The following is a 17,818-nucleotide window of genomic DNA, read 5'->3' on the forward strand; positions in this document are numbered from 1 at the left end:
CCCCTGAGCACGCCGTAGTGAAGACTTCATATCCTGGCTTTGGGCCTGATTTGTTTAGAATGTTGGCGCACCATGCCGTATTTTATTTCTTGCCTGTTGCGGCCAGCTTCTTTTTGGTCAGGGCAGTGGCTAAAGCCGTTAAAGGGTCTTCAGGCCAGGGGTGGCGTGGGTATCGCCCCCGCATTTCACTGCGTACCGACAGGTAGCCATTACGCCAGAAATGAGCCAGATCGCGTGTAACCTGCAATGGGCGGCCAGCAGGGGAGTTAAGGCGCAAAAGTAAAGGAATACGCCCTTGAGCTATGGTTGGAGTGTCAACGCAGCCGAACATTTCCTGTAACTTTACGTCCAGAGTCGGGCCTCCTTCTTCACCATATAGTACAGGTCTCTGCGCTCCAGAAGGCACCTGCCAGTGAGTTGGGGCGAAGTTTTCAAGCTGCCGGCGTAAATGTCCTGGCAGCAAGCTGCACAGAGCACCTTGAAAGGCGGAAGGCTGTATGGACGCCAAGGATGTGCATCCTTCCAAAGCCTGAGAAAGCCAGGTTTCCAGCCCATCAAGCAATGCCTGGTCATCCATGCGCGGCCAGGGATCGCCGTCCAGCTGTTGCAACAGAGCCACGCGTGCGCGCCACTGAAGACTCTGTTCGTCCCAGGGAAGGCAGTTCAGACCTTGCGCGCGAATATGTGCGCATAAAGCCTCTATGGCCTGCTCCGGTTTAGGGCGTGGCAGGGGAGTGTCTTCAAGCAAAAGAGAGCCCAATTTTTTTTGGCGGCGTGTTGCAAGCTGGCCGGATTCGCTGACATACGTCATATCTTGCTGAATAATCTGCTGTGCAAAAATTTCTTCAACCATCTTTTTTGTAAGCGGCGCAGCCAGACGGATACGTCCGTGCGGCAATGCGCCATCAACGTGGGCCACTGACAAAAAATCCTGCCGGGCCAGGGGATCTTCCTGTGAAAGCAGGCATGCCCTTCCACTACGCATGCGATAAACCGCAGCAGGTCTGTTTCCGATATTGCTGCCCTTGGAATCTCCAGGTTGCAGCATACTCACCTGTTCTGGCCACGCAACGGCTACCAGCATGCCCAATGCTTGGGTGTCTGCCAAAGCTTCAGCAAAAAAGCGCTCAGAGTCTGTATCTGATTGAGTAGTGACGGCTGAATTTGTTGCGCCTGTCCGTACCAAACGGGCCAGGCGAAGACTCTGGCGGCGCAGCCGTTGACGTGTTCCCTGCCCCATGTTGCATGCTTTGCCGCGTTGACTTTTGTCCTTGAGGGCGTGGCACAGCCAATCAATGCGTCTGCCAAGATCGCAGTCCGGTTGATGCGCTGGGCGTTGTCCCTGACTGCCATGTTGCGTAGTCGGTATCAGCGGATCTTTTTCTTCAAGCAACGCGGCCAAACAGCAGGCCAATGGCCCATGCCCGTGCAGAACTCCCCACAGGAGCATTCGAGCGGTTCTGGGAGCCAGAGGCAACTCTGCCATGCGTCGTCCAGTGTCAGTGAGCTTTCCTGCGCTATCAAGTGCGTCCAGAAGCTCAAGGGTCTGACGCGCAACAGCTAGATGCGCCGGGGGAGGAGAATCCAGCCAGGACATGCCCGCAGGCTCCAATGTGCCCCATGCTGCCAACTGCAACAGCAAACCCGCCAGGTCGGCATCCAGTATTTCTGGCCGAATATGGGCGCGCATGCCTTTTTCTTCTTCAATTGGCCACAAACGGCAACAAATGCCTGGTTCTGTCCGTCCGGCACGGCCCGCGCGTTGGTTTGCGCCTGCCAATGATACACGCTCTGTCACCAGCCTTGTCAGCCCGCTGGCAGGATCAAAGCGCGATAAACGCGCGAGCCCTGCGTCAATAACTATGCGAACGCCTTCAATCGTTAGTGATGTTTCAGCAATGGAAGTTGCCAAAACCACTTTGCGTTTGCCTTCTGGCGCCGGGGCGATGGCTTCATCCTGACTGTCTGACGAGAGGTTCCCATACAGCGGACAGAGCAACACATTTGAAGGCAGGCGGTCTTCAATAAGGTTTGTAACGTGGCGTATTTCTCCCGCACCTGGTAAAAATGCCAGCAAACTCCCCTTTTCTTCATGAAGTAAAGTTAAGATTAGATGGGCCATGTGCTGCCACAAGACGAAGGTGTTCGCCGAACCCCCAATGCTTCCCTGCCGGGATGGTGGCAGTATATGGCGCATTTCTACAGGATAGGCGCGGCCAGGGCACTGGATTGTTGGGCAATGCCCCATCACATGAGAAACGGCCTGCATATCAAGCGTTGCAGACATTACCAGAATACGCAGATCTGGCCGTAAAACAGCCTGACTTTCAAGGCAAAGAGCCAAGCCAATATCTGCCGTGAGCGAGCGTTCATGAAATTCGTCAAACAGTACACAGGCAGTATGCGGCAGGTCAGGATTTTGCTGTAGCAGGCGAGTAAGTACGCCTTCAGTTACAACTTCAATGCGCGTGTCGCTACTTATATGACTTTCGTCACGCATGCGCAGCCCAACCGTGCGCCCAACTTCTTCACCCAAAAGCGAAGCCATATAGCGTGCAAGGGCGCGAGCGGCGACTCTGCGAGGTTCCAACAAAATAATGTTGCGTCCTTCTAACCAGGGCGCATCAAGCAGCCATAATGGAACCCGACTGCTTTTTCCCGCGCCAGGGCTGGCGCTAAGTACAAGGTTGCAACCTGTGCTCAGTGCAGCAAGAAGAGCCTGACGCTCTGTGTCCAGAGGGCAGGGAGGTAAAACCGTCGCAGAAGTTAAACGGGCAGGGTGTTCAGTCATGCGATGCCGGATGCTGCATAAGAACCTAAAGTTCAAACAGCTTTTTTACTGGTAATCCTTTTCGCGTCAGTGTATTGACACAAGAAAGGATTATTGGTGGAGAAGTACTCATGGAGTTGAACAAAAGCGGCATAATCGGCCAGAGCACAAGCCTGGTTGAAGTGTTTAAAGTTTTGGGCAAGGTTGCTCCCACAGACAGCACCGTGCTTGTAACCGGGGAATCGGGAACAGGCAAGGAGTTGCTGGTGCGTGCTCTGCATTCCAATAGCAGTCGTCACGACAAGCCCTTTGTGCCCATCAACTGCGGAGCCATCCCCAAAGAACTGCTGGAAAGTGAACTTTTCGGGCACGAAAAGGGCGCATTCACACACGCCATTCGCTCTCGTCCTGGCCGCTTTGAAGTGGCGGACGGTGGCACCATCTTTCTTGACGAAATAGGCGAAATGGACCTGAGCCTTCAAGTCAAAATTTTACGCGTATTGCAAGAAAAAGAGATTGAACGCGTTGGCGGCAGCGGCTGCAAAAAAGTGGATGTGCGGATTGTTGCGGCCACCAATCGTGACCTTGAAGCCGAGGTTGCCGCCGGGCGCTTTCGCGAAGATCTGTATTATCGCCTCAATGTCATTCCATTACATTTGCCGCCGCTGCGTGAAAGGGGCGGGGATGTTCTTGTGCTGGCCAAATATTTTCTGAATCATTTTTGCTCCAAAAAAAAGCGTCCCGTTCTTACACTTTCTGCTGATACTCGCCGTGTGCTGGCTGCCTACGCTTGGCCGGGTAACGTGCGTGAACTCGAAAATTTTATGGAGCGGCTGAGTATTCTTGTGGACGATGATATTGTTCGTCCAGATGATTTACCCAGAAAAATACTTGACCATGTTGGCGATATTGCAGAACTGCCAGAGGTTCAGGAAGATACTGACGAAGCCTCACCAACGTATAATGAAGGGCCCTGCCTGGACGTTACTTCAGGGGCAGTAGAGGCTGTAAAATCAGCCGAAGCCTCAGAAGGGCAATCAATTGCAGTTCCACAGCAGGGAACAGGATTTTTTGTGTGGCCGGACCTGGCCGTGCTAGAGGCACAAGCAGTAAACCTCAAGGATTTTCTTGACGCTGTTGAGGGGCGTCTTATTGACGAAGCACTGGATAGGGCTGAAGGCGTTAAAAACCAGGCAGCCGAGCTTTTGGGCATAAAGCGCACAACACTCATAGAGAAATTGAAAAAGCGTAATTCCTAATGGCACTTATTTTGCAAGATTTTGTTAGTTTCAATGCCTGCTAACATTCCGCGAAGTATACGTGAATAAAAAAATCCTCACTGGCGTTGCCCAGCTTCAACTTTTCACCAGCGAAGGCCTAGCCTTCAATCTTCGAGCAGGTTTGCATTGCCTGTTACGAGCACTTGTTGTCTGCTCTCTGACTCTATGCATGTTTGCCTTCCAAATTCCTGACGCACAAGCCCTTTCATGGAGTTGGTCAACTCCACAGACTGGCGTTGAAAAATTACACTTACAGCTTGATGAACCTGCACAGCCCAGTAGTTTGGTTCGCGCTGGGGGTAATTCTTTAATCCTATACTTGAACTCTTCTGAGTCGCTTGTGCCGTCATTGGAGCTGAATGGTTCAATGCCGCCCTCTGGCGCGTTGCTTGAAAGTGTGGGCCTTGTTGATAGCCAAGTACGCATTTTACTTTCTTCTCGTACCGTAAGGCACGCTGTTCACCGCACAGCACCAGATAAACTGGACATAGAATTTTTTGCCGCTGGCGTTGAATCTGCTGGCCAGCCTGGTCCTAACAATTGGTCAGGAAAGGAAAAAAATTCCTTCAGTGCCCCCGATGCAGATACTTATGTGGCGAACATTTCCGGTTCAGGACAAGTAGCGTATGGTGAGTTAAAGACGGCTGAATCCAATTCCAGTTCAGCTTTCGAAGTTTTGCCAGCAGTAGCTGGAGGAGAGAACGCCACTTCAGCCGAGGCCAGGCTGGTATCAGCTGTCCCCGCTGAAAGCCTGGGAAATGTTCTGCGCCATAAGCTCGGCTCTGAATCTTCTTTAAGTTTTTTGCAACTGATGCGCTTCAGCCCGGCGGACGCTTCAAACGAAGCATTTATAGGCGATTCTGAAGTGTCTTCCTGGCGGTTTTGGGATTCTTGGGGCCTCTCTGAAGCCCAGGCAGCGCAGCGGCCGTCTGAATCGACCCCTTATGCGCCAGCAGTCACGCAAAGCCTTGGTGATCGGGGCGGCATGGTTGATCGCCAGACAGTGCTTGGCAGGGTGAATACTGGAGGCCCCGAGGATTGGCCAGAAAACAAGGCTCTTTCGACGGTAAGTGAATCACTGTCTGATTCCGGCAAAAGTGATCCACAGCAGAATGTTGGCGCACCCCACACTGCTTCGGCTCAAAGTTCCAGCAATATGCCGCAACGAGGTGATGGAGCTGCTGGTGCTCCCGCCACGGGCACTGCCACCAGCATGGATTCTTCTGCTGAAACCAAGCCTGTTTCGTCCAGTAGCGCCTCGCCTTCTGAAACCACAGGGCAGCCCTCTTCGACATCTGTAAATCAACAGGCCAAGATCGAGCAAGCTTCAGCGGGTGGAGCAGGCCAGCCACCAGCAATCTCACCAGTGACGCAGCCAGTGTCTGCGCCAACCAAGACGACCGGTACTGCCGCGGAAAATGCCGTCCAGCAAGGGGCGGATGAGCAGGGCAAGGCTGATGCTTCGGGTAGCGTGTCTGGCAAGGTAAGCGGACAGACCGTAGGTTTGACATCTGGGCAGCAAGCCCCTGAAGAGCCAGCCAAAGCGCCTGAGGACCGTCCGGTCATCTATGTAGACGAGCAGGGCAATCCCGTAGCCAAGCCCATTAAGCCTGAAGTTGTGATGGAAGAGGCGGAGAGGCTCCTTCGCGAACACAAATATGTTGAAGCACTGCCTCAACTGGAAAAACTCAAAACTCTGCCTGGCGTTAGCCCGGAATTGCTCGAAAAAACACTATACTACATTAGTGACTGCATGTGGGCACGCTATGCGGACAATCCTCTTGCGGGTTATGAAGCTATCGTTTCGTCTACCAGCGAGGCGATGAATGCCAATCTGCGTTCACCTCGTGTGCCGGAAGCGTTGTTGCGCCTTGGGCTTGCTAACGTCAATGTTGGCAATCTGGTAGATGCTGGTGGATACATTGTGGCCTTGCTGCGCCGTTATCCAGACTATCCCGGTGTCGCTCAGGGCTTTACCAGCTTGGGTAAGGCACAGTTGAAACGTGAACTTAATGAGCGCGCGGAACAATCTTTTTCCATTGTTCTAGACAAGTACCCGGAATCCTCTTACCTGCAAGAAGCTTCTGTAGGCTTGGCCGAGGCCTTAACCAAGCAGAAAAAATTTCAGAACGCACAACTTATCCTTGATTTCATAAGCAAACGCTGGCCACGCTACTATATTGACCAGCCCGCTTTTTTGCTTTTGCAGGCTGGAAATGACAAGGCGCTGGGCAAGCTCGCTACAGCTTTAAACCTGTACTGGCTGTATTATAACCTCGTTCCTGCCCATGCTGGCAATGATGCCCTTTTACTCGAATTGGGCGATATGTACGCCCGGCAAGGGGTTTGGACTACCGCCGAGTTTGTTTACCGCTACGTTGAACGGCAGTACGCGGGCACTTCACCTGCCTCTACAGCTCAATTACGTTTGGCGGAAAAAGGAATCTACGACTCGCCCATTACCTATCAAGAAATGAGCTCTGTATTTGCGAAAGCTGATAGTGGGGCATTGTGGAAAATTTATAGTGATCTGGCAGCAGCATCAAATACTGCTCCAGAGGCTGTTTTGGCTCGCCTCAAAGAGGCCATGTGGCTCTACTGGGACAAAAAGTACACCGAAGCAATGGGCAAGGCTGCAGATTTTATTGATGCCTACCCTGAAAATGCCAATGTGCCTGAAGCACGCGATCTTATATGGGAAGCCTTTCAGAAAGAGTTATCCAACTCGCTGGCCGAGAATAACTATGGGCGCATCCTTATCCTCTGGAATGGGTTTCCCCTGGTTCGCGAACGGTATGGCAATCCTGATCCACGCATGCGGTTTGTTCTTGCACAAGGACTGCTTGAGCGCGGTGATGACGCTGCCGCTCTGGCTTTGCTGGCAGACTTTTTGAAAAGTCCGATGGATCCCAACTATGGGGAAGCGGCCTTTACCGAGTTTTTCAACCGATATCTCAAGGCTGGCGCATGGAATAAAGTGCTGGATCTTGGCAAGCTTGTTTCTACCTGGCCTATGAACAAGCAGTTACGGAATCAGCTTGACTATGCTATGGCGCTGTCTGCCCAGAATCTCAATCTTACTGGCCCTGCACTGGCCATGTGGGCACAACTGCTTGAAAAGCAGGATATTCCTCTCTATCAACGGGCGTATGCCGCATACTTTTTGGCGCGCGATGCTGAAGACAGAAAGGATATCAAAAATGCCTACGCGTTGAACCGTAAAGTTCTCGAGCTGTTCACGCAGCTTCAAGAAGAGCGTTCTGACAAGGCTGACCCTCAACGAATCAAGGATGCCCTAGCCGCGCTTATGGATATAAGTGAAGTGGCCAACCGGGTGCCGGAGGCCCTTGAATGGGTTGAGCGCTATAACGCCTATGCACCGCCACAGTCACCAGAATATCCTGGGTTGAGATTTCGTGAAGCACGGCTTTACCGCAAACTTGGCGATGCAGCGCGCGCGCAGGCTTTATTAGAAGATGTTGTACGCAACTACCCCAACTCGCCTTTTGCGCAGGCTGCTGCAGGGGAATTGCGTACTTTTGAGGTGTCGCGCGACCTGCAAAACTATTTGCCTGGCGGCGCGTCGGCCCCGCAATCTTCTTCGGCGCAACAACCTGCTCAAACCCAGGGCCAAGGAACGCCAGCTGCCCAATAACAGTAGCTTTTTATTGTCTTCTTTTTCGTAACATAACATTCTGTTGACGGCATTTTTTGCTAATACGCGTTGCCAGCCCTGCTGGCATCGCATATACTGTCTTATGGGCTTCATGCCGATGAACAATTGGTCAAATGTCGGTAATGAATAATGACAAAAGAGGTAATTATGAAGAATTTGCGTCTACTTTGTCTTGTAGTGCTTCTTGCGGCACTTGTTACCGGCTGCAACGCTGGCTTACAACGTGGAATGGTTGGGCCTGTCTATGTATCAACAGCGCGTCCGGCAATCAGTTTGACGGTAAAAGATATGCCGCTACTGGCTGGCGGGCAGGGGCAGTGCAATCTGACCTGGACGAGCGTTATGGGCGGATTGCCCGTATCTGTATGGCTGGCAGCCTACGGAGAAGGAACGCCGCAGTCGCCGATGGCAATTGTAGCACAGGCTGAACTGCCGCAAAGCTGGTACTGGAATAGCGACTCCACCCCTCCGTTCAGTGTTGATCACGCAACTGAAGTAATTGGCGAAACACAATTCGCAGCCAGTACCTTTATTGTTGATGGTTCCCGTGATCCTTTTATGCAGTTAGCAGGTATACAGCCCGACACGCCCCCGGTGCGTTGGCTTGTGCGCAGTTTTACGGCCCGGTTCAACTTTAATGCCGACAAGATTATATTGGAATATAGGGAACCCCTTCCGCCACAAATGGGTTTTCTTGACGTGCTCAGTATCGCTCAGACTGACCAGCTGAAGGCCTTTGAAGAACGCGCAAGAAAGGTCTTTATTGTTGGCCAGATACCAGAAAATTTGATCGGGCTTAAGGATTCATACCTGAAAAACGTAAGCTGGCAGTTTATGGGCCAACGTTTTCTGGGTACTGTATCACGGTTTGATGTCTTCAAAGGCAACTGATTTATTATTAATAATCAGTTTTTATTGCAGCAAAAACCAATGGCAACGGCCCTTCAAAACTGGTGTTTTGAAGGGCTGTTGTACGTTAAATCATGATTTTTTGTGTGGAATTTGTTACTCTATTGCACCATAAGAGGCAATATACTCAAAATACCTACAATAATGTTTGCAAAATGATTTTTTAAATACGCATTAGTACATTGACGAAATAATAAGCCCTGTGTATGTTCTGCGAATTGGGAATGTGGATTAAAAAAACAGATCTGTTTTGAATATAAGCGCGCCCCCCATTGTTGCGCGTTTGGCGGATCATAAAGACGACCTAAGGGGTAACTATGGACGATTATTTGAAAGAAGCTCTGGAAATTACCAGGGCACAGGCCGGTGTGCGTGTGATGAGTGAAGAAGAGATTGCTACCTTCATCCAAAGGGTTGCTCTCGGTATTCGCGCAGTGGCCGAAGGTGAAACCCCCGCTGAAATGGACAGTCTTGAAATGGCTCAAGAAGCCCGCAAGTCTGTTAAAGAAAAATCCGTGACCTGCCTTGAATGTGGCAAGAGCTTCAAGATCTTGACCAAGCGCCACCTCGCCGGACACAGCATGACCACTGCTGAATACCGCGAAAAGTGGGGCTTCAAGAAAGATGCTCCCCTCGTTTGCAAAGCCCTGCAGCGTGAACGCAGAAAGAAGATGAAGGATATGAAGCTGTGGGAAAAGAGGCGTAAAGCCCAATAGCTTACAGGCCCGCCGCTCAGGCGGGCTTTTCGTTATGGGGCAGACGGTTTTAAGAACTGCGTTATCGCTCTTACGATTATGTATTTCCCCGTTATCTGGCATTAGACAGGCTGTTTTGAGTGCAACCTTAATGCGCTCAAAACGGCCTGTATCTTCACAAGTAACTACATTGGAAATCCATAGTACTTGTTCGCATGTGCTATCTCAGGTTTCAGGGTCTAGCTATGACTTTATTTTCAACGGCAAATACTCCTGCTGAAGCTCTTCAGCTTTTGTCACTTCCAGAAGATGAGCTGTTTGCCAGCGCAACTAAACTTCGAGCTGCCACTTTTGGCAATAAGGTGACCCTCTGCGCCATCATTAACGCACGCAGCGGAAACTGCGGGATGGATTGCCGCTTCTGTTCGCAAAGCAAGCACAACCATACGCCCATTGATGTTTTCCCCTTGCTGCCCGCGGATGAACTTCGCGAGCGTATTCTGGCGTTGGTTGAGCAACCTGTGGCCCGCATTGGCGTTGTGACCAGCGGAGGCGCTCTTAGTGGGGAAGAATTCGAACGCCTGCTGAAAGTCCTGCGTTCACTGCCCGAACATGCGCTCGAGCGCGTTTGCGCCTCTCTCGGCAGGCTCAGTGCCGAACAGCTTAAGCAGTTGAAGGATGCCGGGCTTGATCGGTTTCATCACAACCTTGAAACTTCCCGCCAGTACTACCCCAACATTTGTTCAACGCAAACTTGGGATGAACGCAAAGACACGCTGCTTCGCGTCCATCAGGCTGGCATGACCGCCTGTACAGGCGGCCTGTTTGGCCTTGGTGAAAGCTGGCAGGATCGCATTGATTTCGCTTTCAGTCTTAAAGAATTGGGAGTGGGGCATGTTCCCATTAACTTCCTCCATCCGCATCCTGAAACTCCTCTTGCCAGCCGCGAGCCTCTTTCTGCGAGTGAAGGCTTGCGTATCATTGCGCTTTTCAGGCACATCCTGCCTACGGCTACTTTGCGGGTGTGCGGTGGCAGGCCTCTTGTGCTCGGGCAAAGGCAAAATGAAATTTTCTCCGCTGGCGCAAATGCGCTTATGACGGGCGACTATTTGACCACACATGGGCGCGGGCTGGTTGATGATCTTGCTATGATTCGGGCACTTGGGTTGGAGATCGACTGTGACAAACAGTACTGAGCATAGCTCTTTGCGACCTGACGGCAAACCGCTTCTTGGCGTTTTTGTCGCTGGTTCAGGCACTGATGTGGGCAAAACTGTATGTACTGGCGCTCTATTGCGCGAGCTGCGGCAGGCTGGGTTTGCCGTGCAGGCTGTCAAACCTGTGCAAACTGGAGTTTTGGCAGCAGAAATTGCATCTTCTCCGCTGTCTGATGCACGCGTCTATGGCAAAGCCCTTGAAGGCGTAGAGTCTTTGGTAGGCTTGCCGGCGGCCGCTGTGCTTCATTGTTTTGGTTTGCCAGCTTCTCCCCATCTTGCTGCCGCGAAAGAAGGAAAGCGACTGGACTGTCAAAACCTGCGCAAGGACATCCTTGCCCACTGGAATGTTGTTTCAGCCAAAGCTTTTCTATTGGAAGGAGCAGGGGGGCTGCATGTTCCTCTCAATGAAGACGAGGACATGCTGGACCTGATGAGCATGTTGGGGTTGCCTGTTTTTCTTGTTGGCGGCAACTACCTTGGCGGCCTCAATCATATTTTGCTTTCTGTTGAAGCGATACTGCACCGTGGCTTGTCATTGGCAGGGATAGCGCTGGTGCCAGCCTCTGACCCTGCAATGGGCTGTCCCGGGGTTGATGTGGCGGGGCTGCTGACAGACAACGCCCATATTTTGCAAAAAAAGCTCGAACGCCTTGGCTGCGCAATTCCTTTAGTCGAAATTTCCCGGGTAGAGAAGCTGGATCAGGCCGGGTGGGAAAAACTGGCTTGTCAGCTCAGACCAGCAGCAAAACGTATAGCCAGTAATTGGCCTACTGCAGGCCAAGAATCCTCAGAACAGCTGTCGGAAGAAGAGAGCCTTGTGCAAAGGGACAGAAGCTCTGTCTGGCATCCCTATGCATCCGCCACAAATTTCCCTCCCCTTAACGCGGTCAAACGCACATTCAGCAACCGTATCGTACTTGCAGATGGAAAAGAGCTTGTGGATGGCATGTCTTCCTGGTGGGCGGCCATTCACGGATACAATCATCCCCGCCTGCTTGACGCTCTGCATGCCCAGGCCGGGCGTATGCCGCATGTAATGTTTGGCGGCCTTACGCATGAGCCTGCCGTAGCTCTGGCTGAAAAATTGCTTGATATTGTGCCCGAGGGGCTTGAGCGTGTTTTTTTTGCTGATTCCGGGTCAGTTGCTGTTGAAGTGGCTTTGAAAATGGCTCTTCAATATCAGCAGAGTCGTGGGGAAACACAGCGTACTCGTTTTTTGACGCCACGCAGGGGCTATCACGGCGATACCATTGGAGCCATGTCCGTTTGCGACCCCGTGACTGGTATGCACAGTCTTTTTTCAGCAATGCTGCCAGAACAGCTTTTTATGGAGCGTCCCTCCTGCCGATTTGACCAGCCCTTTGATCCCGCATGCCTGAATGATGCCCGTCAGATATTGGCGATGCACGGCAAGGAAATCGCAGCGGTTATTCTGGAGCCAATAGTGCAGGGAGCAGGAGGGATGTGGTTTTATCATCCCGAATACCTGCGCGGATTGGCCCAATTGTGCCGCGAAGCTGACACGCTTTTGATTTTTGATGAGATTGCCACTGGCTTTGGCCGCACTGGCAAAATGTTTGCCGCTGAATGGGCGGATGTTCGACCTGATATTCTGTGCTGCGGCAAGGCGCTTACTGGCGGCATGCTCACGCTGTCCGCCACAATTTGCAGTGGCCATGTGGCTTCGGGTATTTGCCAGGATGGCGGCGTTTTCATGCATGGCCCCACATTTATGGCCAATGCCCTGGCTTGCGCGGTAGCTAGAGCCAGTCTTGATGTGCTTGCATCTGGCGATTGGCAGCAACAGGTAAACAGCCTTGAGTCTGCACTGCGTGAAGGCCTTGCCCCATGCCAGAACTTGCCAGGTGTCGCAGATGTGCGGGTTCTGGGAGCAATTGGTGTAGTTGAAATGCTTGAGCCTGTTAATACGCACTCGCTGCAGAAGTTCTTCGTGAAGCAGGGGGTATGGCTACGCCCCTTCAATAGGCTAATCTACCTCATGCCTCCCTATGTGACGCCCAAAGAAGATATGCTCAGGCTCTGCACCGCAATAGAAGGAGCCTTGCGCCAAGGAGCGCACCTATCGTGATATTTTTGCTCGTTTATGTAGCTGTGCTGTTTTTGCATGCGTGGCTGACAGCAAGGCGCAGCCCTGACAGGGATACGTACTTTGTTAACGGACGCCGCAGCTCTGCAAACTTGGTGGCCTTGTCCATAGTCGCTTCCTGTGTGGGCGGTTCCGCCACAATGGGGATGGCTGGTCTGGCGTGGCAGGTGGGCACACCTGCCATCTGGTGGCTGATGTCAGGTTCGCTTGGGCTGATTCTTCTTAGTATCTTTCTGGCTCGTAAGGTTCGTGGCAGCGGCGCAATGACCATGCCGGAAATGCTTACGACATTTTTGGGCGCTCCCAGCCGTGCTCTTGCCTCTGTCATCATTGTTACGGCATGGTTGGCAATTCTTGCAGCCCAGTTCAGTGCCCTGGCTACCATCATAGCCCCATTGGCAGATATTGATAAAAATGTGGCAATGTTTGTGGGCGCAATAGTGCTGGTGGGGCATACCCTGGCGGGCGGTCAGGCATCAGTAATGAAAACAGACCTCTGGCAATTCAGCATTCTGTTGCTCTCCCTTATGGTGGCTCTTATGCTCACACTGCATCTTGGCGGGGGACAGGCATTCGCCACTGTAAAGCTGGAAATTTTCAATGAGCAATTCCCCATATCAAAGCTGCGCTACTTCCTTTTGATTCTTGGCGGAAGTTATGTGGTTTGCCCCATGCTTTTTGGACGTCTGCTTACTGCTCGCAACGAGCAGGCCGCACGCAGGGGTGGGCTTATGGCTGCTGCGGGGCTTACACTTACAGCTGCGTTGATTGTGGCCCTTGGCATATCCTGTCGTGACCTTGTGCCTGTGGGTACGCCCCCGGAGCAGGTTTTGACCACAACATTACTGGCGCATCTGCCTTCCTGGGCGGCAACGCTTATTCTGCTGGGAATTTTCAGTGCCATTTTTTCCGCTGCGGATTCATGCCTGCTTACTGCGGCCTCTGTGTGCAGCAATGACATCCTGCGCCGCCCGGGAGTAATGACCTGCCGTCTTTGCCTGATTTTCCTCGGCGTTATGGGCCTAATTCTTGCTTTGCCTGGCAAAGGGATTCTTTCTTTGCTACTCATGGCCAATGATATCTATGTATGCGGCGTCGTGCCTCCGGTTTTTGTGGGCATGCTTTTGCATAACAAGGCGCATTTTCACCCGTGGGGTATGGCAATAGCCATTCTGGGAGGAGGCCTTTTGGGATTGACTGCCGCGCTCACTGGCGTGAGTAATTGGAGTTTTGCTGGCTTGATATTTTCGCTGGTTATGAGCCTTGCGTCTGCCCGTCGTCTTCCTCTCCCCGCGCAGAAGGAGGCAATGGCATCGGCAGACCCCGGAATATAAGCCTCGTAGCAGTGGAGTCGGCCAATTCAGCGACATCCATAATTTTTTCGAGTAGCTCGAGAAGATAGAAACGGTCATTTTCGCAGCCGTCTTTAAAGTCGTCTTCCAATTGGCCGGAATTGATGTAGGCTTCTAAATTTTCCAAGTCTTTTACAGTCAGCATGAACAATCCTTCGTAGGTTGCTTCAACCTTGCTATACAATTTTCCGTGAGGGAATCGGCGAGGCTGAGCACTCGCTCTATTTCCTCTTTGGTGATACAGTCAAAATGAATGCCAGCACTCACGCAAACTGTGCAATTTAGCTCACTTGCCATACGGTGAGCCATCTGTGCCGCTAACAAATCTTCGCGGTGCCCAGGGAGAGTAAGCAGATCATTCTGATTTTTTTTATTTACGGCATCGTGTGAACACGGGCTGGCCAAGGCAACGGCTCCAATATGGGCTTGACCTCCACTGCACATGACCTGTAGGTCTCGCCCCTGATGCAGTACTCGCAGGGTAATGACAAGTCTGCCATGTTTGGCGGTCAGACGCATGGGCTCCCTCGTGTGTATCTATTTGTCCAAATGAGCGGCCTGATCAACTTAGCTTAGGGGGCGTTGTCTCGCAAGCAGCATCATGGATCACGCAAAGCACATTTTTGTTCATAACATAGTTGAATATACCAATTAAATATATGTTAACAAAAATGCGCACATGATTTATAGTAAATACAAGTCTGCATTTTCAAAACATCATTATTCGGTCACAGAATAATGATGTTTGAAACAAGAAAAACATATTTACCAATTTGGTAAAATTTCTTCACAGTTTTTTGCATTGGCTGAAAGTCTTTGCACCTAACCATACAATTTAAATAACAAACTATATTCTGGAGTTGCCATGACGCTAGATCCTACAAAGAATCCCGATTGGAAGATCGCCCTGGATGCGGAAAGCCGCATGAAGACAATTGAAACGCTGGCATCTGAATTGGGCCTTGAAAAGGCGGAACTGCTGCCTTATGGGCACTACATGGGGAAAATTGAGCAGCATGCAGTGATGCGCCGGCTGGAAAATCGCCCCAACGGAAAATACATCGATGTCACGGCGATCACGCCCACCCCACTGGGTGAGGGCAAATCCACAACAACTATAGGCCTGGTACAGGGGCTTGCCCGGCGCGGCCAACGCTCTTCAGCGGCTATTCGCCAGCCATCCGGTGGCCCGACGATGGGTATGAAAGGTTCCGCCGCCGGAGGAGGCCTTTCGCAGTGCATTCCTCTGACGCCGTATTCGCTTAACTTCACGGGCGATCTTCATGCCGTGAGCGCTGCTCACAACCTGGGCATGACGGCTCTTACCGCCCGCATGCAGCATGAGCGCAATTATGATGACGCCACGCTTGAAAAACTCTCAGGAATGGCCCGTCTGAATATTGACCCCACGCGCGTCAATACGGGCTGGGTAATGGATTTTTGCGTTCAGGCTCTGCGAAACATTATTATTGGCATTGAGGGCGAAGGGCGTCGTAATGACGGCTTCATGATGCGTTCGCATTTTGACATCACTGTTGCTTCTGAAGTCATGTGCATTCTCTCCATCGCTCGCGACCTTGGCGACCTGCGCCAACGTATTGGGCGTATGGTGCTCGCACATGACCGTAACGGCAAGCCCGTGACCACAAGCGATCTGGGCGTTGCTGGAGCCATGACCGCGTGGCTTGTCGAAGCTGTGAAGCCGAACCTTATTCAGACCATTGAAGGTCAGCCGGTTTTTGTACATACCGGGCCCTTTGCCAACATTGCCCTTGGGCAGAGTTCGGTCATTGCAGACAGAGTCGCGCTCAAACTCAGCGGCTACCATGTGACAGAATCAGGATTTGCCTCTGAAATGGGCTATGAAAAATTCTGGAACCTCAAGTGCCATTACAGTGGGCTTACCCCGGATGCGGCTGTGGTTGTGGCCACGGTTCGCGCGCTCAAAAATCACGGCGGCGCGCCACAGCCCAAGCCTGGTCAGCCGCTTCCTGAGCCCTATACAAGGGAAGATGTAGGTCTTGTAGAAGCGGGTTGCGCCAACTTGCTTCACCACCTTGGTGTTGTGCGCCGCTCTGGTGTGCCTGCAGTGGTTTGCATCAACAAATTCCATACCGACACCAAGGCTGAAGTGGACGCCATCCGCCGTATATGTGAACAGGCGGGGGCCAGGGTGGCTTTGTCCGAGCATTGGGAAAAGGGTGGCGACGGTGCCCTTGAACTGGCTGACGCCGTTATGGACGCCTGCAAGGAAAAGAATGAATTCCGTCCCCTTTACGACTGGAAGCAGCCCATCACAGAGCGAATTGAAAGCATCGCGCGGAATGTCTATGGGGCAGATGGCGTGGAATTTGAGTCCCTCGCAAGCCAAAAGCTCAAGACCCTGCAAGAACGGCCAGATGCAAATGAACTCGGCGTGTGCATGGTAAAAACCCAGTACTCTTTGTCTGACAACCCTTCGCTGAAGGGAGTGCCCACAGGTTGGAAACTGCATGTGCGCGATGTGCTTTTCTTTGGCGGTGCTGGCCTTGTCGCGCCTGTGGCTGGTGATATCAGCCTCATGCCCGGCACTGGTTCCAAGCCATCATTCCGCAATATTGATGTGGATGTAGACACGGGTAAGGTAACCGGGCTGTTCTAGAGCTGATTCCCTTATGGATACGCTCTTCAGCCTGCAACCGTTTATGGTTGAAGATACGGTTCGTTAACGGCTGAAGACTACGAGAGTATTATTAAGCATCCTCAAGGTTTCGTGTTCTGTTTGCTTTGAGGATGCTCACAAAAACCGATAGTGTTTATTTGCCGTTTGAGCACCGCCGAGTAGTGGTGCTCAAACGGCAAAAAGCAATATTCTCAGTACAACTACGCGCTCTTACGAGCGCTTTTTTGTATAGTTGATATACAGTTATATACGTTTGACACAATTGTAAGCAGAAGATATTTTTATAGTAAATAAATCTACTTAATAATTAAAAACAAAGGTGATACCGTAAAGAGACTGTGATTCCATCTGAGCCGTTGAAAACAATAACAAAATCTGCCAAATTTTTCCTATCTTAGTGTACTATCTATCAATTAATTATTTTCTTTATTCAAAAGCAATGTTTATGCGTGATCTGGGACTATTTGTATAGAAGTACCCACAAATTATGTCTATGTTTTGATTAAACGCGCAGTGAATTACTCTTTCACTTTCATTGAAAATGAATCAATTTTATATGGTAGTTATGGGAGGAGTCTATGATTGCCTATATTCATGGTTTTAACTCCAGTCCTGAAAGCAATACTTTTAAGTTGCTACGACAATTTTTTCCAGATGCTCAGGCACTGAATTATCCCTCCAGTGGTTTATTCCCCGAAAATCTTGCGCGACTGCAAAAACAGGCTCGCGCTCTGAGTATGCCCCCCGGCACATCCTTGATTTTGGTCGGTTCATCACTTGGTGGGTTTTACGCATCTCAGTTGTCTGCACTGCTTGGGTGCAATTGCGCTCTTTTCAATCCTTCTGTTTGGCCTGCCCAGTCATTACGGCAATTTGTTGGCCCCAATACCTATTTTTACGGTGGTCAACACTGGGAATTCACGGAAGCAATGTGTGACAGTTATAGCATTTTTTCTGATGTTCGAACTGCTCCCGTAAAACGCTTCTTGGTCCTGGGCTTGGCCGATACTTTGCTAAATCCCGAAGAAGCTCGCGCCTATTGGAAAAATCACGCAGCTATTCATGAAACCAATGATGGTCATAGCCTGGCCGCATTGGACGACACTATTGTAAGCACACTGCGCAATTTACAGCAGTAGGGCATATCCTT

The 17,818-nt window shown here is 51.3% G+C and carries 11 protein-coding genes; 9 read left to right on the forward strand and 2 right to left on the reverse strand.

The window, feature by feature from the left end:
- Window positions 1–82: 82 nt before the first annotated feature.
- The gene (gene hrpB / locus HNQ38_RS09035; RefSeq protein WP_183719622.1) at window positions 83–2,791 is read right to left on the reverse strand and encodes an ATP-dependent helicase HrpB; all 2,709 of its coding nucleotides are present in this window, start codon (window positions 2,789–2,791) and stop codon (window positions 83–85) included.
- Between the two features lie 110 nt (window positions 2,792–2,901).
- Here hrpB and HNQ38_RS09040 point away from each other — a divergent pair, with 110 nt between their 5' ends.
- The 7 genes from HNQ38_RS09040 (at window position 2,902) to HNQ38_RS09070 (ending at window position 13,988) form a co-directional block, all read left to right on the forward strand.
- A complete protein-coding gene (locus HNQ38_RS09040) occupies window positions 2,902–4,029 on the forward strand; it encodes a sigma-54 interaction domain-containing protein (protein ID WP_183719624.1) in 1,128 nt (375 codons plus the stop codon).
- Window positions 4,030–5,035: 1,006 nt separating this feature from the next.
- A complete protein-coding gene (locus tag HNQ38_RS09045; protein WP_246388077.1) occupies window positions 5,036–7,705 on the forward strand; it encodes a tetratricopeptide repeat protein in 2,670 nt (889 codons plus the stop codon).
- Window positions 7,706–7,873: 168 nt separating this feature from the next.
- Complete coding sequence (locus HNQ38_RS09050; RefSeq protein WP_183719628.1) at window positions 7,874–8,617, forward strand: DUF4851 domain-containing protein; 744 nt, start codon at window positions 7,874–7,876, stop codon at window positions 8,615–8,617.
- Between the two features lie 335 nt (window positions 8,618–8,952).
- Window positions 8,953–9,351 (forward strand): Ros/MucR family transcriptional regulator, encoded by a 399-nt coding sequence (locus HNQ38_RS09055; protein ID WP_183719630.1) that lies wholly within the window; start codon window positions 8,953–8,955, stop codon window positions 9,349–9,351.
- 224 nt (window positions 9,352–9,575) lie between these two features.
- Window positions 9,576–10,526 (forward strand): biotin synthase BioB, encoded by a 951-nt coding sequence (gene bioB / locus HNQ38_RS09060; protein ID WP_183719632.1) that lies wholly within the window; start codon window positions 9,576–9,578, stop codon window positions 10,524–10,526.
- Window positions 10,510–12,636 carry an adenosylmethionine--8-amino-7-oxononanoate transaminase gene (gene bioA / locus HNQ38_RS09065; protein ID WP_183719634.1) on the forward strand — a complete coding sequence of 709 codons (2,127 nt, stop codon included), beginning with the start codon at window positions 10,510–10,512 and terminating at the stop codon, window positions 12,634–12,636. The genes bioB and bioA overlap by 17 nt, the downstream gene beginning before the upstream one ends.
- On the forward strand, window positions 12,633–13,988 hold the full coding sequence (locus HNQ38_RS09070; protein ID WP_183719636.1) for a sodium:solute symporter family transporter: 1,356 nt from the start codon (window positions 12,633–12,635) through the stop codon (window positions 13,986–13,988). The genes bioA and HNQ38_RS09070 overlap by 4 nt, the downstream gene beginning before the upstream one ends.
- Before the next feature lie 156 nt (window positions 13,989–14,144).
- On the opposite strand, the gene lpdD is transcribed toward HNQ38_RS09070, so the two are convergent.
- A complete protein-coding gene (gene lpdD, locus HNQ38_RS14475) occupies window positions 14,145–14,525 on the reverse strand; it encodes a prenylated flavin chaperone LpdD (protein ID WP_343060149.1) in 381 nt (126 codons plus the stop codon).
- A 346-nt stretch (window positions 14,526–14,871) separates the two neighbouring features.
- Here lpdD and HNQ38_RS09075 point away from each other — a divergent pair, with 346 nt between their 5' ends.
- Window positions 14,872–16,647, forward strand: coding sequence for a formate--tetrahydrofolate ligase (locus HNQ38_RS09075; RefSeq protein WP_183719638.1), 1,776 nt, complete (start codon window positions 14,872–14,874; stop codon window positions 16,645–16,647).
- Window positions 16,648–17,246: 599 nt separating this feature from the next.
- A complete protein-coding gene (locus HNQ38_RS09080) occupies window positions 17,247–17,807 on the forward strand; it encodes a YqiA/YcfP family alpha/beta fold hydrolase (protein WP_183719640.1) in 561 nt (186 codons plus the stop codon).
- Window positions 17,808–17,818 lie beyond the last annotated feature (11 nt).

Origin of the sequence: Desulfovibrio intestinalis (assembly GCF_014202345.1) — a bacterium.
GTDB lineage: Bacteria > Desulfobacterota > Desulfovibrionia > Desulfovibrionales > Desulfovibrionaceae > Desulfovibrio > Desulfovibrio intestinalis.